The organism is Brevibacillus borstelensis (genome assembly GCF_003710865.1).
GTDB lineage: Bacteria > Bacillota > Bacilli > Brevibacillales > Brevibacillaceae > Brevibacillus > Brevibacillus borstelensis.
The window spans coordinates 75,798-102,531 of the sequence record NZ_RHHO01000038.1 but is presented as its reverse complement, the minus strand read 5'-3'; the positions used below and the strand labels follow the sequence as shown (position 1 = coordinate 102,531).

General features: G+C 54.5%; 20 protein-coding genes. 3 read left to right on the top strand and 17 right to left on the bottom strand.

The window, feature by feature from the left end; translation table 11 throughout:
* Positions 1-107 precede the first annotated feature (107 nt).
* From EDM54_RS18960 to EDM54_RS18935, 6 genes are all read right to left on the bottom strand, one after another.
* Positions 108-4,526 (bottom strand): DUF8508 domain-containing protein, encoded by a 4,419-nt coding sequence (locus tag EDM54_RS18960; protein WP_122958631.1) that lies wholly within the window; start codon positions 4,524-4,526, stop codon positions 108-110.
* Between the two features lie 306 nt (positions 4,527-4,832).
* Positions 4,833-5,321, bottom strand: a complete 489-nt coding sequence (locus tag EDM54_RS18955; protein WP_024983139.1) for a ferritin-like domain-containing protein — start codon at positions 5,319-5,321, stop codon at positions 4,833-4,835.
* A gap of 83 nt (positions 5,322-5,404) precedes the next feature.
* Positions 5,405-6,778, bottom strand: coding sequence for a class II fumarate hydratase (locus EDM54_RS18950; protein ID WP_024983138.1), 1,374 nt, complete (start codon positions 6,776-6,778; stop codon positions 5,405-5,407).
* A gap of 198 nt (positions 6,779-6,976) precedes the next feature.
* Positions 6,977-7,291: an antibiotic biosynthesis monooxygenase family protein gene (locus EDM54_RS18945; RefSeq protein ID WP_024983137.1), complete on the bottom strand. Its 315-nt coding sequence runs from the start codon at positions 7,289-7,291 to the stop codon at positions 6,977-6,979.
* A 120-nt stretch (positions 7,292-7,411) separates the two neighbouring features.
* Positions 7,412-7,714 (bottom strand): hypothetical protein, encoded by a 303-nt coding sequence (locus EDM54_RS18940; protein ID WP_003388068.1) that lies wholly within the window; start codon positions 7,712-7,714, stop codon positions 7,412-7,414.
* A 156-nt stretch (positions 7,715-7,870) separates the two neighbouring features.
* Positions 7,871-9,166, bottom strand: coding sequence for an NCS2 family permease (locus EDM54_RS18935; protein ID WP_024983136.1), 1,296 nt, complete (start codon positions 9,164-9,166; stop codon positions 7,871-7,873).
* A 133-nt stretch (positions 9,167-9,299) separates the two neighbouring features.
* Between EDM54_RS18935 and EDM54_RS18930 the strand changes: the two genes are divergently transcribed.
* Both EDM54_RS18930 and EDM54_RS18925 read left to right on the top strand, forming a co-directional pair.
* On the top strand, positions 9,300-10,184 hold the full coding sequence (locus EDM54_RS18930) for a LysR family transcriptional regulator (protein ID WP_003388071.1): 885 nt from the start codon (positions 9,300-9,302) through the stop codon (positions 10,182-10,184).
* A gap of 154 nt (positions 10,185-10,338) precedes the next feature.
* On the top strand, positions 10,339-11,862 hold the full coding sequence (locus tag EDM54_RS18925; RefSeq protein WP_024983135.1) for a glycine betaine uptake BCCT transporter: 1,524 nt from the start codon (positions 10,339-10,341) through the stop codon (positions 11,860-11,862).
* An 88-nt stretch (positions 11,863-11,950) separates the two neighbouring features.
* Here the strand turns inward: EDM54_RS18925 and EDM54_RS18920 are convergent, their stop codons facing one another.
* From EDM54_RS18920 to EDM54_RS18885, 9 genes are all read right to left on the bottom strand, one after another.
* Positions 11,951-12,400, bottom strand: coding sequence for a 2-thiouracil desulfurase family protein (locus tag EDM54_RS18920; protein ID WP_039071197.1), 450 nt, complete (start codon positions 12,398-12,400; stop codon positions 11,951-11,953).
* Between the two features lie 23 nt (positions 12,401-12,423).
* The gene (gene coaA, locus EDM54_RS18915; RefSeq protein WP_003388075.1) at positions 12,424-13,359 is read right to left on the bottom strand and encodes a type I pantothenate kinase; all 936 of its coding nucleotides are present in this window, start codon (positions 13,357-13,359) and stop codon (positions 12,424-12,426) included.
* 598 nt (positions 13,360-13,957) lie between these two features.
* On the bottom strand, positions 13,958-14,398 hold the full coding sequence (locus EDM54_RS18910) for a Dps family protein (RefSeq protein WP_024983133.1): 441 nt from the start codon (positions 14,396-14,398) through the stop codon (positions 13,958-13,960).
* Between the two features lie 120 nt (positions 14,399-14,518).
* Positions 14,519-15,448 carry a S66 peptidase family protein gene (locus tag EDM54_RS18905; RefSeq protein ID WP_039071199.1) on the bottom strand — a complete coding sequence of 310 codons (930 nt, stop codon included), beginning with the start codon at positions 15,446-15,448 and terminating at the stop codon, positions 14,519-14,521.
* A gap of 144 nt (positions 15,449-15,592) precedes the next feature.
* Positions 15,593-17,296, bottom strand: coding sequence for a peptide ABC transporter substrate-binding protein (locus EDM54_RS18900; RefSeq protein ID WP_122958630.1), 1,704 nt, complete (start codon positions 17,294-17,296; stop codon positions 15,593-15,595).
* 160 nt (positions 17,297-17,456) lie between these two features.
* Positions 17,457-17,828 (bottom strand): AAA-type ATPase lid domain-containing protein, encoded by a 372-nt coding sequence (locus tag EDM54_RS27060; protein WP_443092634.1) that lies wholly within the window; start codon positions 17,826-17,828, stop codon positions 17,457-17,459.
* Positions 17,723-18,823 (bottom strand): sigma-54 interaction domain-containing protein, encoded by a 1,101-nt coding sequence (locus EDM54_RS18895; RefSeq protein ID WP_255320277.1) that lies wholly within the window; start codon positions 18,821-18,823, stop codon positions 17,723-17,725. The genes EDM54_RS27060 and EDM54_RS18895 overlap by 106 nt, the downstream gene beginning before the upstream one ends.
* A gap of 28 nt (positions 18,824-18,851) precedes the next feature.
* Entirely contained in the window at positions 18,852-19,610 is a 759-nt protein-coding gene (locus EDM54_RS18890; protein ID WP_024983129.1) for a response regulator, read from the bottom strand.
* Between the two features lie 6 nt (positions 19,611-19,616).
* Complete coding sequence (locus tag EDM54_RS18885) at positions 19,617-21,095, bottom strand: ATP-binding protein (RefSeq protein WP_003388083.1); 1,479 nt, start codon at positions 21,093-21,095, stop codon at positions 19,617-19,619.
* A gap of 235 nt (positions 21,096-21,330) precedes the next feature.
* Between EDM54_RS18885 and EDM54_RS18880 the strand changes: the two genes are divergently transcribed.
* On the top strand, positions 21,331-22,536 hold the full coding sequence (locus EDM54_RS18880) for a TRAP transporter substrate-binding protein (protein ID WP_039071202.1): 1,206 nt from the start codon (positions 21,331-21,333) through the stop codon (positions 22,534-22,536).
* 68 nt (positions 22,537-22,604) lie between these two features.
* Here the strand turns inward: EDM54_RS18880 and EDM54_RS18875 are convergent, their stop codons facing one another.
* Both EDM54_RS18875 and EDM54_RS18870 read right to left on the bottom strand, forming a co-directional pair.
* On the bottom strand, positions 22,605-24,713 hold the full coding sequence (locus EDM54_RS18875; RefSeq protein ID WP_122958629.1) for an ABC transporter ATP-binding protein: 2,109 nt from the start codon (positions 24,711-24,713) through the stop codon (positions 22,605-22,607).
* Positions 24,714-24,718: 5 nt separating this feature from the next.
* On the bottom strand, positions 24,719-26,470 hold the full coding sequence (locus tag EDM54_RS18870) for an ABC transporter ATP-binding protein (RefSeq protein WP_122958628.1): 1,752 nt from the start codon (positions 26,468-26,470) through the stop codon (positions 24,719-24,721).
* Positions 26,471-26,734: the final 264 nt, after the last annotated feature.

Sequence of the window (26,734 nt, the reverse complement as noted above, 5' to 3'; positions counted from 1 at the left end):
CAAATTGTCTTGCGTTTGGGGTAGTCGTTCATTGTGCCTTCTTTGACAGCAAAAAGGGTCCCCCTCCGTCTGCGCGAGACGTTGGGACACCCTCTGCGTTTCCCACTCTATTTCTTTTTCACACTGACCTGGACATCGACTGACTTGCCCCCGTAGGTAATCGTGATCACGGCCTTGTCCTTGTCCTTGGCCGAATCCGAGACCTGGATCAATCCTTCGTCGCTGACGGCGACGAGCTCGGGATGATCCGATACATACTCGATCTGGGCGTCTCTGGTCACATCGTGTTTCCCGCCATTGCCCAGATTGGCTGTGACCTGGAGCTGTGCTTCCTCGCCGGGCTTCAGCTTGTAGTTGCGATCCTTGACGATCAGGGCCCGCACCACCGGCGGCTTTTCCTGCTCTTTTTGCTCCTCTCCCAGCACCAGAGGTCCCGCCTTTTCCGTCGTAAATACGGCGACATCATGGGTCAGGGTTACTCTTGCCGGATTGCCTTTTTTGTCTGTGAGTGGTTTCCATTTTTCATTCTCATACAGAAACACCTTCACATTCCGCGAGACTTCCGTTTTCACGGGAATTCCCAGCATGGCGGCGCCTTCGTCAAGGCTTTTGACTGGCTCTCCGTTTACCTTAAGCTCCCACGTATATACTTCGCTTGCCGCCTTGAAAGCTGCAGGGGCCTCGGGAGAATCAGACGGCTCTACTGTAATGCCCAGACGCTCGCCCTCGAAGCTGTCGATCGCGTCTTTTGACAGCAGCACCCATGCTCCGCTGGCGTCCTCCAGACGGGCGGTCGCTTCGATCTCGGCCAATCGCTCCGTCACCTCTTTGCCGAGCGTGACCGCAGCTTCGGATTGGTCTTTTTCCTCATCCGCTTTCAGCACCTGTATGGACAAGGATGGCTCGAATCCGACTTTTTCGTCCCTGTCATCGAACGCCTTATCGAGGGCTTCCAGTACCAAGAGAACAAGCTTCACCTGTTCGTCCCCGGCATCCAGCTCCTCGCCCCGCTCCACAGCAATGACGCCGGCCTTTGCAAGCAAAGTATCGGCAACAGATTGCAGCTGCTCCAGCAGGTCGTCAGTCCGTTCATCCTCGTCAATGGACAGAACGACTGTCTCCAGGAGAGCCTGCAAGGCCCCAAGCGCCTGTTGGCCAGCTTCATCGTCTGTCAGGGCTCCTGAGCGAATGGCAGGCTCAAAAGCCCGTTGCAGGAAGTCCGCTGTGAGTGCCGACAGCGTGCTCTCGTCGACGATCCCTCTTTTTGTTTGCTCGACGACTGCCTTCAGTACGGTCTGGATCGTATCCTCGATAGCTGCCCATTTGTCTACTGCCTTTATGCTCGAAGCTCCGATCAGCTTTTGCAGGCTCTTTCCAGCAAGATCTGCCTGGCTGAGGACGCTCTCCTCATCTGCAGCCGAGAGAATTTCCCTTGCCGCTTGCCTGTTCAACGCCTTCTGCTTCTCCAGCGTGACATCTCCGGGGTTCGTGTCAGAGCCCGGCAGCTCGATTTGCACCAGCACCGGATCATGATCGCTCACCCGCCCGTCCTCTTTCGTAAAGTCGGCATTGATGTGAATGATGTCGATCTCTGCTTTCTCGGCAAGGTGATTGCTTACGAGAATGTGGTCCAGTACCTGAGCATTGCCTTGATAGTTATACGTGTACTGCTCGCTCAAAGGCAGCGTGGTTATCATGTTGGTCAGTTCGTCTCCTTCGAGCACCTGCAGCGGACGGGAGAATTGAAAATCGTTGAAATCTCCCAGCACGACTACGTTTGCCTCAGGATCAGCCTCGTAAATCTCCTTGACAAAGCCATTGACGACCTTGGCGATCTCGACGCGCTGCTGTTCGCTCACCAGAACAGGCGGCTGCTTCACGCCAAACAGTGCATCGTCTCCGCCCTTTGAGTTAAAGTGGTTGGCAATGACAAACACCGGCTTGCCGTCAAAAATAAACTCGGCAGCGAGCGGCTTACGGCTATCGTAAAATGCCGGGTTGAGCGGGTCGATGCGTCCAGGATTGTGGGAAAGGCGGGCTGTCCCCTGTTCGGCTTCGACCTGTACGTCTGTCACCGCATCACCTGCCGGACGGTCCGCCAGACTGACACGGTCTGGATTGTAGAGGAAGCCGACGCGAATATTGCCGCCCGGTTGTCCGCCGTCCTTTTTATTCTCCGGGGCAATATCGACGTAGCGGTATGCTGCTCCCCCTGCCCGCACGATGGCGTCGATCAGCGCCTGGCCCGACTGGCTGGCGTCTGTCACGCCGTTGTCTGGGGGTCCGTTGTTGTCCTGCATCTCCACTACGCCCACGATGTCAGGCTGCTTCAGATTGTGAACGATAGATTCTGCGATACCGTTTATCTTGTCGGCATTGTCCCGGGCGGAGAAGTTCTCGATATTGTAGGTCGCGATGCTCAAGCGGTCTTCGGCAGGCTCGAGCGTGGTCACCTCCCGCTCGTAGCCGCTATCTACGACGGCAGGCAGGGGCTCCGTGTTGTACAGCTTGAAGTTGGCAAAGCTGTAGTCGATCACCCCGACGATCGGCCCGGCGAACGCATCCCCCACCTTGACCTCGGGAGCTCCCGCAACGAACTTGTCGGCAATGGTAATTCGCTCGGGATTGTAATTGTCTGCCGCAATCGGGATACCTCCGGCAGGAGTGCGTTCTTTATCGGGATTCGCCTTGTCAGAGAGAATGACGAATTCCACACTCGGCGGATTGGCAAAGGTCTTGGTCGCCCCTACGACGCGCGGCTGATCGACCCGAACGAGCATTCCCTCCAGGCTTTCCCAGAAGTCGATGCCGTCTTCTTCGGGATCAAAAAGGGAGAAGCTGTCATTGTCGATCACCGTTTTCGGGTATGGATAATCGCCCTCGCCCAGAACGACCGGAGCAGGGAGCGGCAAGCCCCTCTCCTTGACTGCTACGGAAGCGGCGTCGATTTCCGTCAGCGTCAGGTCGGTCGCTTCCCGGCTCTTGCTGACGTATTCCTTGACCGCTCCGCTGACCTCTACTCTGTCGCCCGCCCGGACATTTGCACCCGGTTCGTAGACATAGATGCCTTCCGAAGTGCGAGGGTCGTTGTCCGGCTCAGGGTCCTGCATGTAGAACCCGACCGTTCCCGAATTGCCGTTTACCACTGCTGTCACTATGCCCTCCACGCGGGACACGTTTGCTCCCTCATACGGAGAACGGTGCCCTTTGCCCTGAATGTCGCGGATGCGCAGGGCGTCCGGCTGGCTTCCACCATCGCCGATCACGTCTTCGGCCAAGCGGGGGACCAGCTTATACTCGTTAAAATCGTAGGTGACGACCCCGGTCAAGCGTTCGTAAAACGCCCCCGGCTTGAGCAGAGCAGCATCGTACGGCTTGGCAATGAAGGCCCCATGCGGATCGGTCAAAGTGACATTCCCTTTGCTGTCCCTTGCGCCTGCGGTCACATTTTTGATTGTGACCAGCTCGGCCTCGAACTGTTCCCCGGCTGCAGCGCTAAAGTCTGTCGAGATGACCTCCTGCGGCTCGGGGACGCCCGCGTTCTCCTGTACGATCACGACATCGCTTGTGCTGGCCGGCTCGATCTGCGGCAGCCCGTAGTAATCATTCACTTTCCCGGTTGCCCGGACTTCATCGCCGATCCGAACGATATTGCCGAGACCCGCCGCACGCACCAGCATGCCCGCCGTCTCGTCCTGCAGAAAGACGTTCGTCTTGCCGCCAGCTTCGAAAGCGGCAGTGACAATGCCCTGGACGGATGCAAGCGTTCCCGAAGACGACGTCCGCACCTCGCTGATCGGCTTGACCTCCGGCACCTCTCCTCCCGGCTCTCCGCCGCCTTCTCCCGGCTCTTCCGGGGAGCTCTGGCTGTTCTGCGGCTGCGGCTCCCAGGCGAGAAAGTCAGCGCCGTTATGATCCGTATCCCAGGCGCTGCCTTTCCCGGGCACGAATCCGGACTCGCTGCTTTTCCGGACAATGCTTTTCGCAGCCGAAGGAGCGGGGGCCGGGCTTTCTCCCTCGTGCGCATTTGCCGTTCCGTAGCCGACAAAATCGATCACGGCCAGATCAGTCACGGGATTGCCGGAAAGCGCTGTCGCATGACTGACCAGCGCTACTTTTCCTCGCGTGGCGGAAATGTTCGTGCCGCCGGTCGCATCAGCGCTGGGGAGGGCACTTCCATTGGCTCCGCCGCTCGCCAGCCGGACGAGGTAGTAGCTGTGGGCGGAAATACTGCCCGACAACGGCGTTACGAGCCAATTTTCCCTGTCTGCAGCGGCGTACTGAACGGACCAGTTGTTCAGCGAAACGGCTTGTCCGCTCGGATTGTACAGCTCGACGTAATCGTGCTGGTAAGTTGCCCCGCTGTTCCCGCCAGCGCCGTAAATCTCGCTGATCACTACGTGCCCGGCGACAGCGGCCTCGGCTTTTGGCGCAAGTCCGAACGGCAGCACTGTCGCAATCATGAGCACTGCGGCCAGCACCAGGTGACGCCAGCTCCGTTTTCCCTTCCTCATCAACGGATTCATCGTGTACTTCCCTCCTTGATTGTTTTTGCGGTTCTTATCCTGATTCTATAGAACTTGTCTAAATGTTATGTAAATTTTACGCAAAGATTTGTACACTCCTCCTGTTTCCAGCAAAAAACCGCCTAAAGCCATGTTCTGGCTTCAGACGGCTATGACTGTAGCACTATCGCACGATACCGCCAGCTCCGACTTTCTTCCGTTGCGGCTCTCCCACCAGCCCGTTTCGTCGTTGCATGGCCGTGGTCAAACCGTATGTGCTCCCCTGTTGCGAAGGCTCCTCCTCGGCTGGCCGCCTCAGACACGCCATCACTTGTTTTTGGCATACAGCCAGTTGTAGTAGCTGGCATGTTTTAACTCATCCGTCATGATTTCAAAAATCGTGTCCCGGTACTGCTGCGGTATATACCGGTAGATGGTGCGATATTTTTCAAAAGCCTTTAATTCGCCCAGCAACGCTTGTTCAATTCCCTCCAGATAGCTGGCAGGTCTCTGAAACGTCTCTCCCTCTTCGCTCATCCCGGGACGCTGCCCTGCCAATTGGGTATACAGCTGCCGGAAAAGCCTCCGATGCTTCCGCTCGTCATCGCGAATGCCGGTGATGACGTCCTTCTCCTGCTGGGTCGGCGCAACAGTGATCAGGTAGTCGTAAAAAAGCTCGTCGCTGCGCTCACCTGAGATGCCTTCCTGAATCATCCGCAACACAACAGCTGCCCGATCATCATGGCGGTCCATCGCCACAGGCCAAATCGGCGCATAAGTGGCATAGCCATACGGTCCCCACCAATATCCGTTCATATATCCTGACTCCTTCGCTTTTTCCCTGTCAGGATATTCGCCCGCTAGGCTGATGGAGCATGTTTGAAAACGAAAAAAAAATATCAAACCATTTTTTCCGGCCGCAGCGCCTCCTCAATGTCCGGCGACCAGAGCCCTGCTTCCCGGATGACCTGCACAAGTGTCTTGTTTTCCGAAAAAGCTTGCTTGGCCAGAGCAGCTGCCTTGTCGTAACCGATCAGCGGGTTGAGCGCCGTCACCAGAGAAAGACTCGCTTCCATCCACTTGGCGCATTGGACTTCGTTTGCTTCCAGCCCTTCCAGACATTTTTCCCGCAGCACATCCAGCATATTGCTCAGGATCGTGATGGATTGCAGCAGGTTGTAGCCGATCACCGGCATCATGACGTTGATCTCCAGCTGGCTTCCGCATCCCGCCACCGTCATCGTGGCGTCATTGCCGATGACTTGTGCCGCCACCATGTACGACATCTCCAGCATCACCGGGTTGACTTTGCCCGGCATGATCGACGAGCCGGGCTGCACCGCGGGCAATTGAACCTCAGCCAGGCCGGTGCGGGGACCGGAGCTCAGCAGACGCAGGTCGCTGGTCACCTTGATGACGTGCACGGCCAGCTCCTTTAACGCAGAATGAACCTCCAGAGCGGCAGCCGTATTTTGCATAAAGGCAAAGCGGTTGCGCGGCTGGGCAAAAGGCAGGCCGGTTCGTCTGGCAATTTCCTCGATGGCGAGCTCGGCATACTGCGGGTGGGCATTGATCCCGGTGCCGACAGCGTTTCCGCCGAGTCCGATCTCATACAGCCGCTCAGCCGTCTGCCGGATGCGTTCACGTGCATTTGCAAAGCTTTGCGCGTAGCCGGAAAATTCCTGTCCCATGCGAATCGGGACGGCATCCTGCAAATGTGTGCGCCCGGCCTTGATGATCCCCATAAACTGCTCGGACTTTGCCCACAGCACTTTTACCGTACGGTCCAACGCAGGCAAGAGCTCGTGCTGGACCAGCTCTGCACCGGCGATGTTGATCGCGACATGTATCGTGTCATTGGTAGATTGGGCCATATTGACGTCATCGTTCGGGTGCACAAGCATCTGATCGATTTGTCCGCCCAAAAGCTGGGTCGCGCGGTTGGCAATCACTTCGTTGGCGTTCATGTTTTGCGAGGTTCCCGCCCCCGCCTGAAAAGCGTCGACGACGAACTGGCCGTCCCACTTTCCCTCGATCACTTCCTCTGCCGCCTGGATGATGGCCCTGGCCTTCCGTTCATCTAGCTGGCCGCAGGTCATATTGGCATGAGCCGCGGAAGCCTTGATCAGTCCCTGCGCACGGATAAAAGCCCGCGGCAGCCTGAGTCCGCTGACAGGAAAATTTTCGACTGCACGCTGTGTCTGCGGGCCGTACAGGGCATCTGCAGGGATTCTCACCTCTCCCAGGGAGTCTCTTCCGATACGTACTGACATGCTGTCCACTGGTGTTGACCCTCCTTTGCGATCGCTCTATGATGCACACCCTATTCTTCCCAGCAGCATTTCATGATATGTTTGGCTTCTGGGAGCTTGCAGCTTATGGAGGGGCTTTTGGGATCGTTTTGGCAAAGCTTGAGGAGGAAAAGGACATAGAAAAACGCGGGTGTTCCCTGAACGGGCTCCCGCGCTGTTTTACGCTTTCTTGACCGCTTTTACATCGTAGACGCCGTGTGCGACGCTGATCACATGCTCCGGCTTGGGCTTGCCTCTGCTCTGTCTGTGGCCTTCCAGATGAGCTTCGCTCGTTTCCCACTTTTTCCACGCTTCTTCCGATTCCCAGCGGATCATGACGATTACTTCCTCGTCTCCTCTGCGCACCTTTTTAACCAGAACGCTCAAATCGATGAAGCCTTCGGACTTCTCAATCTCTCCCGCCTGGCTGAACCGGTTCACGACCAGATCGGAGGTCCCTTCCTTGACCGTAATCGTTTTCGTTTCTATAAACATGAAGCACACTCCTCTTCGCACAATTGAAAAAATATGGTGTGTCTTCATTTTAGTTGATAAAGATTATCATTGTCAACAAATAACCCGGGCAGCTTACACTTCTCGCCCGGGGCCTATCCTTTACGTTGAAAAGAAATAAAATGCGCCATATACAAACAAATTTGGCAATGCCGCAAGAAAGAAGAAAGATGTCCACCTGATCCTGCTCTTGTTGTCCTTGTGCTCTTGCTGGGGCTGTTGAAAATAGGCCGGTGGCTCGGCGGTTGACTGAAGCGAAGAGAAGCTGACTAGCGCACCTAGTGTAAACAGAATGGCAGCCGAATAGAACGTCCAGGTCATAATCCATTGGTAATCGTTTTTTAGAAGTCCGGCGAGAACAATCAAAAGCGCTATAGCGCAGCCTGTAGTTAAGGATTTTCTCATAGCTCTGCCACATCCCTGTTTTTATTTCAATCCCTTCTCTCTACCATAATCGTTTTTGTAAATAATGTAAATATTTAGAATTACAAAGAAAGCAAAAACGTCTCGCTTTCCACAGGAAGTCCGAGACGTTTTTAACAGCAGCCGTGCAGCAGCCTATCAAGTCAGCATCGGCAGTACCATATTGAGCAAAAACAACCCTGCAACGACGTACAAAAGCGCGGGCACTTCCTTGCTTTTCCCCAATGCTACCTTCAGCAGCGGATAAGCGACGAATCCGAAGGCAATCCCGTCAACGATGCTGTAAGACAGGGGAATCAGGGCAATGATGAGGAAAGCGGGAAATCCCTCGGAAAAATCGCGGAGATTGATGTTCTGCACGTTTTGCAGCATCAACGCCCCGATGATGATCAATACCGGAGCGATCGCGCTGTCCGGAATCAGCTTGATGGCCGGCAAGAACAGCAGCGACAGCAAGAAAAGCACTCCCGTGACGAGAGAAGCTAGTCCAGTACGAGCTCCCGCTGCGATTCCCGCAGCAGACTCCACGGTCGAAACCGTCGGACTGGTGCCCAGGATGCCGGACAAGGCGGACGAAATTGCGTTTGCCTGCAGACTGCGGCGAAACTTCTCGGGCTGTCCTGCCATTTGCGTATGTCCGTGAACCAGGCCGATGTTTTCAAACACGATCACCATCGCCAAGGAGAACGTCGCCACCCAGAACGGAAGCGTTGCGATGTGCGAGAACGAAAATGCGGCAAACACCTCACCGTAGGAATCAAAGGAAATCCCGGACATGCCTTGTCCCGGATGAACCAATCCGGCAAGCCAGCCGATTCCTGTACCTGCGGCGATCCCGATCAAAAAGTTTCCGGGGACGTTTCGGACAAACAAGACAAGCGTCAATAGCAGAGTCGCAAGCGTAACCCATACCTGTGGATGGGAAAGGTCACCGAGCGCTACAAAGGTGGAGGGATTGGTCACGACCAGGCCGCCTTTTTGCAGCCCGATAAAGGTGAGAAACAATCCGATTCCAACCGTAATCGCTTCCTTGAGCGAATCGGGAATGGCGTTGGACAGCACGGTTGCCGCTCCCGTAAAGGCAATGGCGGCAAAGATGACCCCCGACAGAAAAACAGCGGCCAGCGCTTCCTGCCATGGCAAGCCCATCGTATTGCACAGCGTGTACGTAAACAAGGCGTTGATCCCCATCCCAGGGACCAAAATCATCGGGGCATTGGCCCAAAAAGCCATCAGGATCGATCCGATAAAGGCGGTCAGCACAGTCGCCAGAATGCCGGCTTCGAGCGGGATGCCGGCATCCTCCAAAACGGAGGAATTGACTGCGACGATATACACGATCGTGACAAAGGCGATAAAACCGGCCATTATTTCTTTTTTTACAGTGGTTTGACTCGCTTGCAGATGAAATATCCTCTCCAACAAACTGCGCACATATGTCCCTTCTTTCTCTCTGTTGTTGCTCATGTAAGTTTCCGAAACATATGCTAACATAGCTCTATCGATATAAAAAATATTTGTTTTATCTCCGTATCATACGTTTTACATATGAAAGGCAGGCAGACTCATGGATATTCGTCAATTGCGCTATTTTATCGCGATCGCAGAAGAAGGCCAAATCACCGGAGCAGCCAGACGCTTGCGTATGGCCCAACCACCGCTCAGCCAGCAATTAAAGCAGATGGAAGAGGAGCTGGGTGTCGAGCTAATCGAGCGCTCTGGAAAAAAAATCGCGCTGACACAAGCGGGCGTCACCTTGTACAAGCAGGCATTAAATCTTGTCCACCAGATGGAGGAAGCCATATCCGAGGTGAAGGAAACGGGCGAAGGCGTTCGCGGGACTCTGTCTGTCGGCGTGAGCGCCCTTTCCTCCTACCGCTTGCCCGAGCAAATCCGCCAGTTTCGGGAGCGCTATCCGTTGATCACCTACAAGGTGTGGAAAGGAGACACACAGCTTCTCAGCCAATGGCTGGAGCAGCGAACGGTCGAAGTCGCCATCGTCAGGCTCCCCCATTCGCTGGCGCATTGTACGACAATCCCGCTTTTGGAGGAAACGTTTGTCCTGATCGTTCCCGTTTCTTCTCCGCTCTCCCAAAAAGATAGTATCCATATGCGGGAAATCGCTGACCACCCTTTGATCATGCCCAGTACGCCCGGACTCGGCATCTATGAGCTTTTGGTCAAGGAATTTGGCCGCCTGGGCGTGACTCCGCATGTGATCTGTGAATGTCCTGACCTCTCGCTGATCGTCAGTATGGTCGGGGCCGGGGTTGCCGCTGCGATCGTCCCCCGCTCTGCTTGGGAGACGCAGGGAAACGCCAATATCAGCCGTCTGGAGATCACTGGCACCTCGATCACCTCGTCGTCCGCCATCGTCTGGCAGACGGAACGCCATCTCTCCAAGGCAGCACGCCATTTCATCGAGATGTTTGCTCCGATTCCGGAGCAATAATCGGCCCGCATGTGAAAACGAGATGGTTCTTTTTAGCCACAGAGGATAAACAAGCCCGGTTCGTGGGATTCTATACCACTGATATCTTCCATTTTCGATTTCGGCTTCCTGACATTGCATTTCATCTCGCAAAGTCCGACAAAGGAGGGCTCCCATGACCTTTGCCATCTCATTGGCGGTGGTGCTGCTGTTTGTTCTCTGGGGCTTTTTTTCACCGTCTCAGCTTACAGAAACAGCGACCAATGTCCTGCATGCTACGACTTCCAATTTTGGCTGGTTTTATCTTCTGGTTACCTTCTTTTTCCTCGTCTTTTGCATTTTCCTGGCCTTCAGCAAATACGGCCAGATTCGGCTCGGGGACGATGATGACGAGCCGGAGTATTCGGCGGTTACCTGGTTTTCCATGCTGTTTAGCGCTGGTATGGGAATCGGGCTTGTCTTTTGGGGCGTCGCCGAGCCTGTGTCCCACTATTTTTCCCCGCCCGTCGGCGTTGAAGCCGAAACATCCGAGGCGGCCCGTACAGCCATGCGGTACGCTTTTTTTCACTGGGGGCTTCATCCCTGGGGGATTTATGCCGTCATCGCCCTTTCCCTGGCCTACTTCCAGTATCGCAAAGGCGCAAAAGGCTTGATCTCCTCGACGTTTTACCCCCTTCTGGGTGACAGGGTAAACGGTCCCATCGGCAAGCTGATCGATATTCTCGCCGTGATCGCAACCGCTTTTGGAGTCGCAACCTCCCTCGGATTGGGAACGCTGCAAATCAACGGCGGATTGAGCCATCTTTTCCAGATTCCGAGCAATATCACGGTCCAGATAACGATTATCGCCGTCATTACCGTCCTGTACCTGTGGTCTGCTACCTCCGGTCTGGACAGAGGGATCAAAATCTTGAGCAATACCAATCTGGTATTGGCCTTGGCCCTTTTGCTGCTCACTTTGATTTTTGGCCCGACCGCCTTTCTCTTCGACAACTTTACCAACACATTGGGAAGCTATTTGCAAAATCTCGTCTCCATGAGCATGCGGCTTATGCCTTTTACCGAAAGCAACTGGATCGCCAACTGGACGCTGTTCTACTGGGCCTGGTGGATTGCCTGGGCGCCTTTTGTCGGCACATTTATTGCCCGGGTATCCAAAGGCCGAACGATCAAGGAGTTTATTATCGGCGTCCTTCTGGTGCCGACTGTGCTCAGTTTTATTTGGTTTTCTGTCTTCGGAGGAACCGCTCTCCATCTGGAGATCTACGAGCACGCCCCCATCGGCGACGCGGTAAAGCAGGACGTCTCCAGCGCTCTTTTCATTACGCTGGAACAGCTCCCGATGGGGATGATCCTGTCGGTGGTCGCCACCCTTTTGATTATCATTTTCTTCATTACCTCGGCCGATTCCGCCACATTCGTCCTGGGGATGCTCTCCTCGGGCGGCAAGCTGGATCCGCCCAATCCGGTAAAAATAACCTGGGGTATTCTCCAATCCTCTACCGCTGTCGTCCTTCTTCTAAGCGGCGGGCTGGAAGGACTGCAGACTGCATCTATCGTCGCTGCGCTGCCCTTTGCGGTTATTTTGACCCTGATGTGTTTCTCTTTGCTGCGAGCGCTGCAGGAAGAGGATCGCGCGATGAGGAAAAAGCGGCGGGAGCAGGAAAAGAAGCTCAGGAGGCTGCTTGAGCAACTGTAGGAAAGATCCCAAACGCAAAGATGACCTGTCGATTGACATAAGCAATCAACAGGTCATCTTTGTCTATGCCCAAAAGGCATCCGGTTCTTTATTCGGAACGGCTCATTTCAGAGCGAACGTCAATCCCGTTTTTTATAAGCAGTGCTGCTGTTACCCCTACGCCTGCTTTTTTCCGTCCGGTAAACGTACCATCGTACACGTTTGAACTGCCGCAGGATGGACTGTTTTCCTTCAGGATTGCCGACACTGCTCCTGCCGTCCGGGCGAGCTGCAGCGCCTGCAGAGCTCCAGACTTGAATTCCTCCGTGACATCTCGGCCCGTATTATCGACAACCTTGGCGCGGCCCTCCCAGACGTCAAACCCGTCTCCCCCGATGATCTCGGCCGGCGGACGGGGCGTAGGCAAACCGCCCATCTGCTCCGGGCAAACAGGAATCGCTTTGCCTTCCTTCAACAGATTTTCAATCGTTTCATCCAGGCATGCCCCTTGATCATAGCGGCATTTACAGCCGATCAAACAGGCGCTCACGATTTGCATTCGCAACCACTCCTACCGGGAGATTACAGCCTTCTCAACTTCACTTTTTGTATCATATGATCCTCTCCCTTTTCCAGGATGAGGCGGGCACGTCCGCGAGTCGGCAAAATATTTTTCCGTAGGTTGATACCGTTGATCTCATTCCAAATGCTGGTCGCAACCTGGGTAGCTTCCGTATCGGACAAGCTGGCGTAGCGTTTAAAATACGATGCGGGGTCGGAGAAAGCCGTCTGGCGAAGCAGCTTGAAGCGGTCAATGTACCACTTCTTGATCAAGTCCTCCTGCGCATCCACGTAAATGGAAAAGTCAAAGAAATCGGAGACGAATACCTCCGTCAGCCTCCGCTGATTTTCATCGAGCGGGGTTTGCAAAACGTTCAGTCCTTCGACGATCAAAATATCCGGCTCCCGCACGATCTGCCATTCGTCCGGCACGATGTCATAGACCAGATGGGAGTAAACAGGAGCAGCCACTTCGGAAACTCCCGATTTGACGTCAGACAAAAAAGAAACGAGACGACGGGTGTTGTAGCTTTCGGGAAATCCCTTGCGCTTCATCAATCCGCGCTCTTCCAAAATGCGGTTCGGATAGAGAAAACCGTCGGTCGTCACCAAATCCACCTTGGGGTGATTGGGCCAACGGGATAAAAGCGTTTGCAAAATTCGGGCTGTTGTACTCTTGCCTACTGCAACACTGCCGGCGATGCCGATGATAAACGGCACTTTCTTTTCCAGATTCCCCAGAAATGTATGTGTGGCCTGATACAGCTCCTGTGTGGCTCCTACATGCAGATTTAGCAGCCGGGAAAGCGGTAGATAGATGTCTGCCACTTCCGTCAGGGACAGTTTTTCATTCAACCCCTGCAAACAGGCCAGTTCTTCATCGGAAATGGTCAGCGGCGTGGATGCCCGCAGTCCTCTCCACTGCTCGCGACTGAACGTAACATAAGGCGATGCCATCGGAGTTGTACATCCTTTCTTCGTTCGGTATGCTGTCTTGCCGTTTATTCCTCGTTTATTCCTTCCATAGTGTAACACCTGTGTCTTCTCTTGGGAACAATCCGTTTGCACTTTGGCTTGCCGGTTCGGATTGGCGGAACTATGTTGCTTGGGAGAAAATGGCGGTTGGACAGGCTTTTGTGGAAGAGATGAAAACGGGAGAAAATACTCAGGTTCGGTAGGACACTGCTTGGAGGCAGTACTGTCCGGCACCAGGCCAAAAGCGGAACCGCGTCCAAAAGCGGATGAGTCAGGAGGCAAATCAGGTTGGACGCTGAAGGAGTGTTCCGTATTTGGCCTGGTGCCTGGGATGTGTCCCAAAGACCTTTGCATTTTCTCCCGTTTTCATCTCTACAGCAGTTGGTTTCATTCGCTTATTTCGCTTTTTTCTTGAGGGTCAATGGTTCCCAGTAAAGATTGCCGAATTGCGTGAAAGCATGATTGGCAAGACTTGCTGAGAAAGGGAAAAACCCGCCGCCGTTTGTAGGCTGACGGGCTGCTAGGTCAATCGTATTGTTGGCGTTATACGGTTCGTGTTTTGAATACCTGCATTTGTTTCCTATTTGCCGAGAAACGCCTGGAGCATCCATACATGCTTTTGCAGGCTGGAACTTATTTCCAGAAGCATATCCGAGGTGGCTTCGTCATTTTCCTTTTCTGCCACAGACATGCCTTCCTCCAGCTCGCGGATGACTGTTTGGAAGTCGGCGACTACAGCTTGCACCATTTGCTCGGCGGACTCGCCCCCTTTGCCCTCCTCGAGGCTGGCCGCCTCCAGACAGGCTTTCATCGTCGAGACGGGCTTTCCGCCGATTGCCAGGAGGCGCTCCGCCAGCTCGTCCACATAGCCGGCTGCTTCGTTGTACAGCTCTTCAAATTTGGCGTGGAGCGTAAAGAAGTGCGGCCCGTTCACGAACCAGTGATAATGGTGCAGCTTTATGTACAGAACGGACCAGTTGGCGATCTGCTTGTTTAAAATGCCGTGCAGGGTGTTGCTCATTTGTCATTCATCCTTTCGGGGTAGTGGATAGTGTCTACACTTCAGGAAAACATCTACAGACAACTAGTAGTCTTTCGCCCCGAGCAAATGATTATACCTTCCAGAATGGGTGATCAAGTGTCATCTCGTCACAGCCTCTTCGATCACCAGTTTGCACGCATCCGCATCCAATCGCGCCTGCACGCCGAATGGCAAAGCGATATTGCAAGCGCCGTGCCCGGCCTGTAAATTCCAGATCGTCGGCTTCCGATAAGGCACGACGATATTTTTGAAGACATCGAGAACGGAAAAGCCATCCCGTTTTTTCGGAACGCAGTTTTCCCACGTACCGATAATGATTCCGGCGCAATCCTCGAAGGTTCCGGCAAGCGCCAATTGCATCAGCATTCTGTCGATACGGTACGGCTCTTCGTCCACGTCCTCCAGAAACAGCAGCTTGCCCCTCGTGTCCAATTGATAAGGCGTACCGGCCAAAGCTGCGACCAGCGAAAGATTGCCGCCCACGATCGGACCGCAAGCCGCGCCGCCGACCAGACAACTGATCTCCTCTCCCTCGGGATTGATGATCTCGCCTAGCGGATCGGGACAGGTCATCGCCCGGAGCAAATAATCGCGCGACCACGGGTCCAGCTCGCTGGCAATTCCCGCAGAGGCCATCGGGCCGTGCAGAGTGGCAAGACCCGCTTCCTGCATAAACACGGTGTGCAGGGCCGTGATGTCGCTGTAGCCGATAAACAGCTTGGGGTTGGCAGCGATACAATCGTAGTCAAGCAGGGGCAAAAGCTGCGGCGTACCGTATCCGCCCCGCAGGCACATGATCGCATCTACCTCCGGATCGGCGAACATGCAGTTGATCTCCTCTGCGCGAAGCTGTGGGTGCCCTGCGAGATAGCCTCCGTATGTTTGACGGCAGCTCTCGCCCACTTTCACCTGAAACCCCAACGCCTCCAGATCGGACTGCGCCTTGGCCAAAACCTCCGGGGTGGCAGGACTGGACGGTGCCGTGAGCCCGATCGTATCTCCGACCTGCAGTGCTTTTCCTTTTCTCATCCCGTTTTCTCCTCTCAGTATGGACTCGCGCCGGGAGGATAGAGCCAGCTTCAGCAGACGACATCCGCTTCGCGCTTCCAATGCGAAGCTTTGCTACTGCTGCTTTTGGCCATACCACAATTTCTCGTGCGCGAGTCTTGCATTCTATTCTTTATAGGCCCATTTGAAATCGATTTTGCTCAGCGAATCGACGCGAACCCCTTTTACCTTTTCGCTCTGAACCCAGGCATTGACGTCGCTGAAAATGCCGGTCAGCGGCATCTCCTCCATCAGGAGCGCCTCGGCCTCCAGCAGGATTTGCCTTCGTTTTTGCTCGGCTGTCTCCCGATACGACTTTTTGATCAGCTCGGTGTAGACCGGATTGTGCCAGCGGGTAATGTTGCTGGAGCTGTACTTCTCGATAAATTTTTGCAGGAAATTGACCGGATCATTGTAGTCAGCCGTCCAACTGGAGCGGGCAATCTCAAAATTGCCCTGCTCCTGGTCGTCGAGGTATACCTTCGTTTCCTTGTTCACCAGCTTCACATCCACGCCCAGCTGCTTTTTCCAGACAGCTTGCAGGGCTTCGGCAATCGCCCTGTTGCGATCATTGGTATTGTACAGGTAGCTGATCCTTGGCAGCCTGGAGATGCCCAGCTCCTTCATCCCTTCGGCCAACAGTCTTCGCGCCTCCTCCGGCTGGTTGTCTGCGAAAAAACCATCCGGCTTTAGCGAAGCGGTGATCGGCGTGATGCCCATCAAGGGCGTCTGGCCTGCCTGCCCGATGTTGTCAGCGATTTCCTTTCGGTTGATGGCATAGGCAAACGCTTTGCGTATCTTCGCATTGGTAAAGGGCGGCCGTTCGGCGTTGAAGCGGATATAGTACGACGTCGCTTTCGGTTTGGCGACGAGCTTCCCCTCCCGACGCAGCGGCTCCACGGCATCCACAGGCAAGCTGCTGATCGGCCCGCCTGCCCAGTCCAAATCGCCGTTCTCAAACATGGCAAGCTCCGTATTGGCATCGGAAATCATCGAGAATTCGATTCGCTCCAGCTTGACGACGTCACGCTCCCAATAGGTGTCATTCTTGACGAGGACCAGCTTGTTCTTGTGCTCCCACGTATCAAGCTTGAACGGGCCGTTCCCGACCAGTGTTTTCGGGTCCTTGGCCCAGTCCGGGTTTGATTCTGCCACGTTTTTATTGATCGGCATCAAAAAGGAGACCAGTGTCGGAAAGAAGGGCATCGGGTGCTCCAGCACAACCTGCAAGGTTTTGTCATCCAGCGCCTTCACGCCCACATCGTCTCGCGCAGCCTTCCCTGCCGCAAACGCCTGGGCGTTTTTCAAGCTGTAAAACTGATACGCTGCCTGCGAGCCTGTCTTCGGGTCCAGGGCGTGCTTCCAGGCAAACTCAAAGTCATGGGCTGTAACCGGATCGCCGTTGCTCCACGTCGCATCCCGCAAGGCAAACGTATACGTCGTTTTATCATCCGAGACCTTCATGTCCGACGCGATGGAATTGATCGGGTTTCCCGCTTCATCCAGCCTTGTCAGGCCGTCAAAGATGGCGCGGATGACAGCACCGGAGACAGTGTCCTCGGCAAACGTCGGGTCGAGCGTAGCCGGCTCCTCCATGTTCATCCTGAGTACCTGCAAATCACCGGTGGCGAAAACAATTTCACTATCAGAAGAAATTGTTTCATTCACAGCAGAAGCCGATTCGCCGGTGGGCACCGATGGCTGAGCTGAGCCTGCCGCCCCCGGCGCCTGACTCCCGGCCGGTGCAGAGCTGCTGCTGCCCATGCAACCGGCCAAACATACTGCCAGCACAAGCAAGGAACTGAGTCGAAACGAAGCTCGCCGTCTCAAGATCACATACCTCCTGCTTTTTCGTGTTGAAATATTGCAAAAACTGTACCAGGATCATCGGCGCTTCCAACGACTCCCCTATTATTCACAATCGAATAGACTTTGGCACAATAAAGCAAAAAAGAAAAGCAGACAGGTATGCATATTTGCATGGATCGATTCAGGAAAGAATCGCGTGCTTCCGCAGTTTTCTGCTCGCGCTCGGCTGACTGATCCCCAGTGCTTTCGCCACCTTGGTGGTCGTCTTGTGGACGTCGTATGCACGCTGCAGCAACTGCTTTTCCACTTCTTCGATCGCCTCCTGCATCGAAAGCATCCGCTCGACCTTGATGCCTTTTCCCGCTCCTTTGGCTGCCTCACAAATATATTGCGGAATTTGATCCGGCATGATCAGCACATCGTGAGAAGTAACGACCAGCCGCTCCATCACGTTCTCAAGCTCGCGGACATTCCCCGGCCAGTCATACTCCTCCAGGATCTGATGGCACTGATCGCTGAGCTTGCGGTGAAGACCGTACTTGCCGGCGAACAGGTTGAGAAAGTAGTGAACCAATACGGGAATTTCCTCTCTTCTCTCCCGCAGCGGCGGTATTCCAGCGGAACGACGTGAATGCGGTAATACAGATCCTCGCGAAATTTCCCTTCATCCACCATTTGCTTCAGGTTTTTATTCGTCGCTGTGATCAGCTTGATGTCAACCTTTTTCGGTCTGGTGCCGCCTATCGGGGTGATCGTTTTTTCCTGCAGGACATTCAACAGCTTCACCTGAAGATTGAACGGCAGCTCCCCGATCTCGTCCAAAAAGAGCGTGCCCCCGTCTGCTTTCTCAATCAACCCTGCCTTGCCGTCCTTGTCAGCCCCTGTAAAAGCCCCCTTCTCGTAGCCGAACAGCTCTGATTCCAGCAGGCTCTCGGGTATCGCGCCGCAGTTGATGTGAACAAAAGGCCTGTCTTTTCTCGGACTGCGCTCATGTATATACTTTGCCAAAACGCCTTTTCCCACTCCGGATTCGCCGAGCAGGATGACCGAGGAGTCTACCTGTGACAGCTTGTCCGCCATAGAGGCCACCTGCCGCATGCTCGGACTTCTGTACACCAGGCCGTTTTCGCCGCCGGCCAGCCTGTTCTGTTTGGCGATTTCCATATGGTACAGGGTGCCCAGATATTTGTTTTCCTCCAATTCCTGCTGCAGCTTTTCCTGATCGGTAATGTCTGTGGAGGTATTCACGACGCCAAGCAGGCACCCCTGACGGTCGAAGATGGGCGTCCCGACCACATACAGCTTGCGTTTTTGCTGTGTAGTCTGAATCGTATGAACCTTTTTTCGCTCCCGAATCACTCTCATCGTGATCATCGGAGTAAAATACCCCTGCCGGTAAAAGTCTTCGATTGGCTTGCCGATCATCTCGGCTGGATCGATCCCGAAAAACTCCCCGTAGCGTTCGGAGCAGTACAAGGTTTTTCCTTCCGCGTCCGTAATATGGACGATGTCGAACAGCGAGCCCAGCACATCTTTGTAATCGATCATTGGTGTTTGACACTCTCCTTCGTTTCGCTCAGGCCTTCTGCCCGGCCTCTGCCAAAACGTAGCGGTTCGTCGGCCGGCCTACTCCGCCGTAAGACACATCTCTTTTGACGCGTCCGGACTTCTCCAGGAATTCCAGATAGCGCCTCGCCGTCACCCGGGCAATGCCTACCCGCTCGGCCACCTCTTCGGCAGACAGCGGCGTCTTGTTGGCCCTAAGCTGACGGGCGATTCTCTCCAATGTATCCATGTGCAACCCTTTGGGCAGGTCTTTTTCCCTAAAGGCTTCGCCAGAAGAAACGCCTTCCACACCAGACACGGCGTCTGTACTCCGTCCCTCGATACTTGTCCGGAACAGCAGCTGATCGACTTCCTCCTGCGAGACCGTACCGTCCGCCTCCAACTGCTTGCGATACAAGCGGTAGCTTTCCAATGCCTGCTTGATCCGCTCAAACGTAAAAGGCTTGATTATGTAATCCACAACGCCGCTCCTGAGCATCGTCTGAATGGTCGGCTTGTCCTTGGCCGCTGTAATGACAATCACATCCACCGCCTGATTGGACGCCCGCAGCTCCTGAAGAGTCCGTACGCCGTCCTGGACGGGCATGAATACATCCATAATGACGAGGTCTGGATTCAGTTCCTGGACCAGTTGCACCCCTTCGCCCCCGTTGGAGGCAACCCCCTCGACCTTGAACGGTGAAACGCGCTCGATAAATTGCCGGTTTACCTCCTGCACCATCGGGTCGTCCTCGATGACTACTACGCGAATGGCCGTTTGATTCTCCATTCTATGCTACACCTCCTTCATCGGGAACGTGATCAAAAAGCTCGTCCCTTCACCGGGCTGGGATTGGCAGCTCAGCTCGCCCCGTCCTTTTTTTACGATTTGATCGACCAGGTACAGCCCCAATCCGCGATGTTCCGTTTGCTTGCTGGAAAAGCCCCGCTCCAGCATGTGCTGCTGCACGTCATGGTCCATCCCGATTCCGTTGTCATCGACCAGCAGCGAGCACGATTCCTCGTCTTGCGCAATGCTGATGAACACCTCTTTGTGTTCCCTGTCGGACTGCTCCAGGGCATCAAAGGCGTTTTCGATCAGATTTCCCAGAATCAAGACGAAATTATGATGATCCAAATAGGGCGGAAAGCTCTCCAGGTGGCTCCGCCTGTCGATGACGACACGTATCCCCAGCTCCTTGCCCCTGCTTACTTTTCCCATCAAAAGACCTGCTACGTTGTCGTCCGCAATGCGCGCGCTTAAAAAGGAGGTCAGCTCCTCCTGCTGGACATTCATGTCAAACAGGTACTCCAGCGCTTTCTCCTGCTGGCCCAGCTGCAGCAGTCCCGCGATCGTATGCAGCCTGTTCATATGCTCGTGATTTTGAACACGGAGGGCCTCGACAAATTCCCTGACCCCGGTCAGCTCCTCCGCCATCCGGGCGACTTCCGTTCTATCCTGAAAGATCGCCATCGCTCCGACTACCTTTTCGTCCACTTTGATCATAAACCGGTTGGACCACAAGAGAGCGTTGCCGACGTGAAGCTCGTGATCAAAAAAGTTCTGCCTTTTCTCCAGTACCTCCGGCAGGGCTGTATCGCGGATCACTTTGCGAATCGGCTTTCCCAGCACATCTCCCTCGATATGAAAAATTTGCTTGGCTTTGTCATTGCAGATCGTGATGCGCTCCTGAATGTCGATCGCAACCACGCCTTCCCGCATGGCGTGAAACGCGGCGGTCCGCTCGACGAGGATGCGGGAGATTTCCTCGGGCTCCAGATTGAGCATCTGTTTTTTGATGTGGCGGGCGAGCAGATACGATCCCCAAATCCCGAAAAACAACGAGAGGAGAAATGTGATGACGATGTTCTCCCGCTGTTGGTAAATGATCTCCCAAATGCCGGGCAATACATGTCCGACGATCACGACGCCGACCTGCTGATGCTGCGAATCCATCAGCGGGACATATGCCCGCAAGGCCGTTCCCATTTCTCCCCCGACCTTCTGCAGGTAGCTGTGCTCGGCAAAGGCAGCTTCCGCATGCTTGTCCTGAAAAACCGTGCCGATCCTCGATTCCAGAGGGTCAGAGAAGCGGATGCGGTCCATGTTCAATACGACGATATAGGTGACGTCATTGACGATCCGGATACGGCGGACGGCGGGATTAATGGTTTTCCAGCCGTCCGGCTCCTGTATGCTTTTCTGGATGGACTGGATTTGGGCCACGGTCCGGGCCGTCGTCATCAAGCGCTGTCCCAGCTCACTTTCCGTCATGCGGATAATGCTTCCAAGAAGAATAATGCCGCCGATCAGCAGAGAGAACAAAACGATTCCGACCGATAGAAGAGTGATTTTTCCCTTAATTTTTAATTGTTTAAACAGTGAGGTTCTTCCTTTCCCATGGGGTTACCTGTTACCATTATATCGTATCCGCCGCATACGTCCTCGAGAAAAGAGAGGTTGAAATCGAAAAAGCATTGGCAACAAAAAAAGTAAGCAGGTGTCATTCATGAAATCATTTCTCAGCATTACGTTGGTCGTCGTTCTCGGATTTTTGAGCGCGATCCTGATCGGGTTTCGCACCGACCTGCCTTTTTCTCCACTGGCCTATGACGAGGAGCAGGAGGGCTTGCAGGATCGGCTGATTATCAAATTCAGTCACGTTGTCGCGGAAAACACGCCAAAGGGGCTCGCTGTCGAGCGCTTTTCGCAGCTCGTCAAAGAAAAATCCAACGGACGTATCGAGGTGCAGGTCTTTCCAAACGGCATCCTGTACTCCGACATTACGGAATACGATGCCCTGCGAAACGGCGACATCCAGATGATCGCCCCCGCCTTTTCCAACCTTGCCGACAAAATTCCCGAGTGGTCGGTTCTCGATCTGCCATTTGCCTTTCGGGACGAGACGGATGTGGAGGAGGCCTTCAACGGGGAAATCGGAAGACTGCTGTTTGAAAGCCTGGAGCCTTTCGACATGAAAGGAATGGCCTTCTGGAACAACGGCTTCAAGCAGATGACGAGCAATCGGCCGATCCGCAGGCCGGAGGATTTCAAAGGACAGCGTTTCCGGATCATCCAGAGCAAGGTGCTGGAAGCCCAGTTTCAGGCGCTTGGGGCGAAAGGGTACGGGGCCCCGTTTACAGACGTGTATCAAAAGCTCGCCAGCGGCCAGGTGGACGGCCAGGAAAACACGATCTCCAATATTTATACGAGGAGACTGTATCAGGTCCAGCGGTACATGACGCTGAGCAATCACGGCTATCTCGGCTATGCCGTCATCATGAACAAGCAGTTTTGGGAAGATCTCCCGCCGGAAACGCAAACCATCATCCAGGAGGCCTTGAAGGAAACGACCGCGTACAGCAACCAGCAAGCTCTCGCCATCAACGAGCAGCAGTGGAACCAGCTCCAGAAAATGCCGCTGGAGATCCACAAGCTGACAGCGGAAGAAACGGAGGTATGGCAAGCGGCGATGAAGTCGGTCTACGATGCTTTCGCTCCGGTCATCGGCCCTGCCATTATGAAAGAGCTGGAAGAGCTGCATGCGAAACCAAAAAGACGCCGCATCGCCAGAAAAGAGGGCAAGCGCTTTCCTGAAGTAATTCCCAATTTATGGAATCAAGAATCGAAAGCGCTGTCATTATCGCAGTCTGAACTGCTCCTTGCGAGCAGCAAAACGGTTGGTTCCCGCATCTTATTGCGGAACTGCGGGTAGTCTTCTCATGCGCAAAAACAGGCAAAGGACCGGGCAGCTTATTGTCCGGTCCTTTGCCGATTGCGTCGCTATACGGTTCGCGGTGACAGCGAGCCTGCCTCCACCGCAGTCAACTCCTGCTCCCCCTGCTGAAGCTGATACATCTGATAATACTTGCCCCCAAGCTGCATCAGGGTATCGTGGTCACCCCGCTCGACGATTTCGCCTCGGTCCAATACGAGAATCAGATCAGCGTTTTTGATCGTCGAGAGCCGATGCGCGATGATAAACGTCGTCCGGCCCTTTTTCACCACTTCGAGCGCATCCTGGATTATCGCTTCCGTCTCCGTGTCGATGTTGGAGGTGGCTTCATCCAGTATGAGAATCGCCGGGTTAAAGGCAAGTGCCCGGGCAAAGGAGATCATCTGCCGCTGCCCCGCCGACAAGGTGCTTCCCTTTTCGATCACCGGCTCGTCAATTCCTTTGGGCAAATGCTTCAATACCCGCTCTCCGCCGACTTCAACCAACACCTTTTCCACCTGCTCCCTGGAAATCGAATCGTCTCCGAGCGAGACATTGGATGCGATCGTGCCCGTGAACAGGAACGGGTCCTGCAAAACGATTCCCATGTGATCGCGCAAGGTTTGGCGAGGGACGTCCTTAATATCGACCCCGTCTATCGTGATCCGGCCGCGCTGCACGTCATAAAAGCGGAACAGCAGATTGAGGATGGAGCTTTTCCCCGAACCTGTATGGCCGACGAGCGCCACGGTCTGTCCGGGCTTCGCTTCGAATGCAATGTCTTTGAGAACGTACTCGTCGTCCTTGTAGGCAAACCATACGTCCTCAAACTTGACGTGTCCTTTGTATCGCTCGATTTTCTGATCCGACACTTCCTCCCCTTGCTCGTCAAGCAGGACGAATACCCGCTCTGCCGACACTAGCGCCGTCTCCAGATTCGGCAGCTGATGGACGATGCGTACGACGGGCTGGAACAGCCGGTTCAGGTAATCGACGAAGGCGTACAGCACGCCGAGCGAAATGACGCCTTCCACCCCCGAGATGGAAATGCCGCCAAAATACCAGATCAGGGCGATAAAGGCGATATTCCGAATGACTCCGACCAGATTGTGACCGGTCATGGCATTCAGGCTGAGCAGCTTGCTTTTGTACGTAAAATGCCTCAGATTGTACGTTTCAAAATCCTGCAGCGTCTTTTTCTCGGTGCGAAACGCCTTGATGATGGCGATGCCCTGGATCGTCTCATTGATCATACCGTTGATCTCGCTGACGGTCGCCCGGATCACCTGGTTGAACCGCTTGGCGAACCGGCGGTACACGTAGATCCAGACGCCCAGAAGGGGAACCATAAACAGGCAAATGGCCGCAAGCTGGCTGTTTAGCATGAACAAGGCGGCGAATACCCCGACCATATAAATGATGCCGGAGAAGAAATTGGCCAATACGGTAACGTACAGATCGCGAGTTGATTCGGTGTCGTTTGTAATCCGCGATACGACCTTTCCTGCCGGCAAATTGTCGAAGTAGTGAATCGGCAGCTTGTTGATGTGGGCAAACACGTCCATCCGCATCTTTCTGACAATCCGGTTCGCGGTAGCCTGAAGCAGGTATCGTTCGCCATAGCTGAAAGCAGCGGAAATGATCAGCAGGCCAAAGTAGAACACGCACAACTGGATCAGACCGCTCATTTCCGGTTGAAAAAACGGGTAAAGCTCCCCCGTTGCCAGCTTTTGTGCCGCGTAAGTCCGGGTTTCCGTTCCCTTCGTGATCGCGAGCTGCCCTTCCGGCGTAATGGTCCTTTCGCCGTCAAGCAGCACGGGTTCGCCGACAAAGTAATAATCCTGCTGCACCTGAATCACCCTTGCTTCCGCACCGCGGGGCTCTCCCTCGGAAAAGTGGTCGGCGCGTTTGTACAGCTTGCCGCCGTAGGATACCGCATACGGACCTTGCTGCTCTGTCACATACCAGGGCTGCTCGATGCCGGAGATGTGCACATCGATCATCCGCTTGGCGATCAAGGGGCCTGCCAGATCTGTTCCCACCGCCACGGCGAGCATCAGCAGCGCGGCGAGCAGTTGCCATTTAAAAAGCAGCGCATAGCGAACGAGCCGCTTGCCCGTTTTGGCCACATTGCCCGGGGTCCGGTCTATCTCCAAATCATACAGTTCCGCATCCATCTCCCTCACCTGCTCCCTGTCAGTTTTTCTTCTACCTGCTGGCGTGTGAACTGTTCCTTGTACCAGCCGCCCAACGCCATGAGCTGATCATGTGTTCCTTCCTCGATGACACGTCCTTCATCCAGTACCAAAATGTGGTCCGCATGCTGTACAGCCGAGAACCGGTGTGTCGTAATCAGCGTGGTTTTGCCAGCTCTGGCCTTGCGGATATTGGCGATGATTTCCGCCTCTGTGCGCCCGTCGACCGCCGACATCGCATCGTCCAGAATGAGGATGTGCGGGTCGGAAATGAGTGCCCGGGCAATCGAAACGCGCTGTTTCTGGCCGCCGGAAAGCGCTACGCCTTTTTCCCCGACCAGCGTTTCCACTCCTTTGGGCAGGTACTGCAAATCCTTTTGGAATGCGGAAGCAGCCAGGGCATAGGCAAACTCCTCCTCGCTCGCATCGCTGTTGCCCAGCAAAATATTGTTCTTTACGGATCTCGAGAACAAAAACTGCTCCTGAGGGACATAGCCGTACCATGATTTCAGCTGGTCCATGTCGATTTTCTCCAACGGAACCCCGGAGATTGTGATGCTGCCTTCTCCAGGCGGATATTCGCGCAATAGCTGCTTGACCAGCGTTGTTTTGCCGCTTCCTGTTCGCCCGACAATCCCCAGCGTTTGCCCTCTCTCCAGCGTGAAGCTGATCTGCTGCAAATTGTCGACAGTCGAGGTCGGATAACGAAATGTTACGTTGTGAAACGCAATCTGTCCGGGTGCCTCGAGCGGTATCGTCTCTGTCGGTTCGGGAACATCAGGCTGGTAGCTGAGTGTCTCGTTTACCCGGTCGAGCGAGGCATTTCCCCGCTGCATGATGTTGATCAATTCGCCGATCGCGAACATCGGCCAGATCAGCATCCCCAGATAGACGTTGAAGGAAACGAGCCCGCCGATTGTCAGCTCATTATGAAACACGAGATGTGCCCCGTAGCCGAGTCCGATCATGTAGCTGACGCCGACCAGTATTTTGATCGTCGGTTCAAACAGCGCATCGATGCGGATGACAGCCAGGTTCTTTTGGAGAACATCCCCTGTGACGTCGGCGAAATGCCGCTCCGCCGCCCTCTCCTGGACGTACGCACGGATCACCCGGATGCCCGAAATCGTCTCCAGCACACCATCGTTCATCTCGCCGAACGCATTTTGAGCGGCCGTAAACCGCGAGTGAATCCATTTGCCGTACATTCTGATCAAAACCGCCATGATGGGCAGCGGCAGGATCGCAGCGAGCGTCAGCTTCCAGGAAATGAACGCGACCATCGTCACGAGCAGCGTCGCCATCCAAATGGTGGAATCGAACAAGGTCAAAATCCCGATGCCGGCCGTTTGCGCTACTGCCTGCAGATCGTTCGTGGCGCGGGCCATCAGGTCGCCCGTTCGGTTTCGTTCAAAAAAAGTGGGCGTCATCTTCAAAAAGTGCCGCATCAGCCGTGAACGCATCAGCCGCTCAATGGTAACCGCCCCTCCAAACAGCTTGTAAAACCACACGTAGTTCATCCAGTATGTAACGATGGTAATGCCCAGGAGCAGCAGCAGCGTTTGCGTCACCCCCGCCCACGTCAGCGCCCCGAGCTGAATCGAGTCAATCGACTTGCCCACCAGCATGGGCGGAACCACCTCCAGAATGCTGGTGATCACGAGCAGCGAAATGGCAAGCGTGTACCGTTTCCATTCCTGCTTGAAAAACCATCCGAGCTTTTGCATAACCGTGATCATGCTTTTCACTCCCCTCTCTTTGGTCCTGCGTCAAAAAACAAAAAAGCACACCACGCCACCGCAATGTGCTTTGTCTGAAAACGAGAAAAGCGCACGCCACGATAGGCCGTGACCTGCGCATAACAAACGGAAAGGAATTTTTTGTCACATGAGTAAGTTATCACGGATGGGAATCAATGTCAATGTTCTTCTATTAAAAATTGTTGATGGCCATCTCATAACAAAACAAAGAGCAGAATCGTCTGCATGATTCTGCTCCCCGTC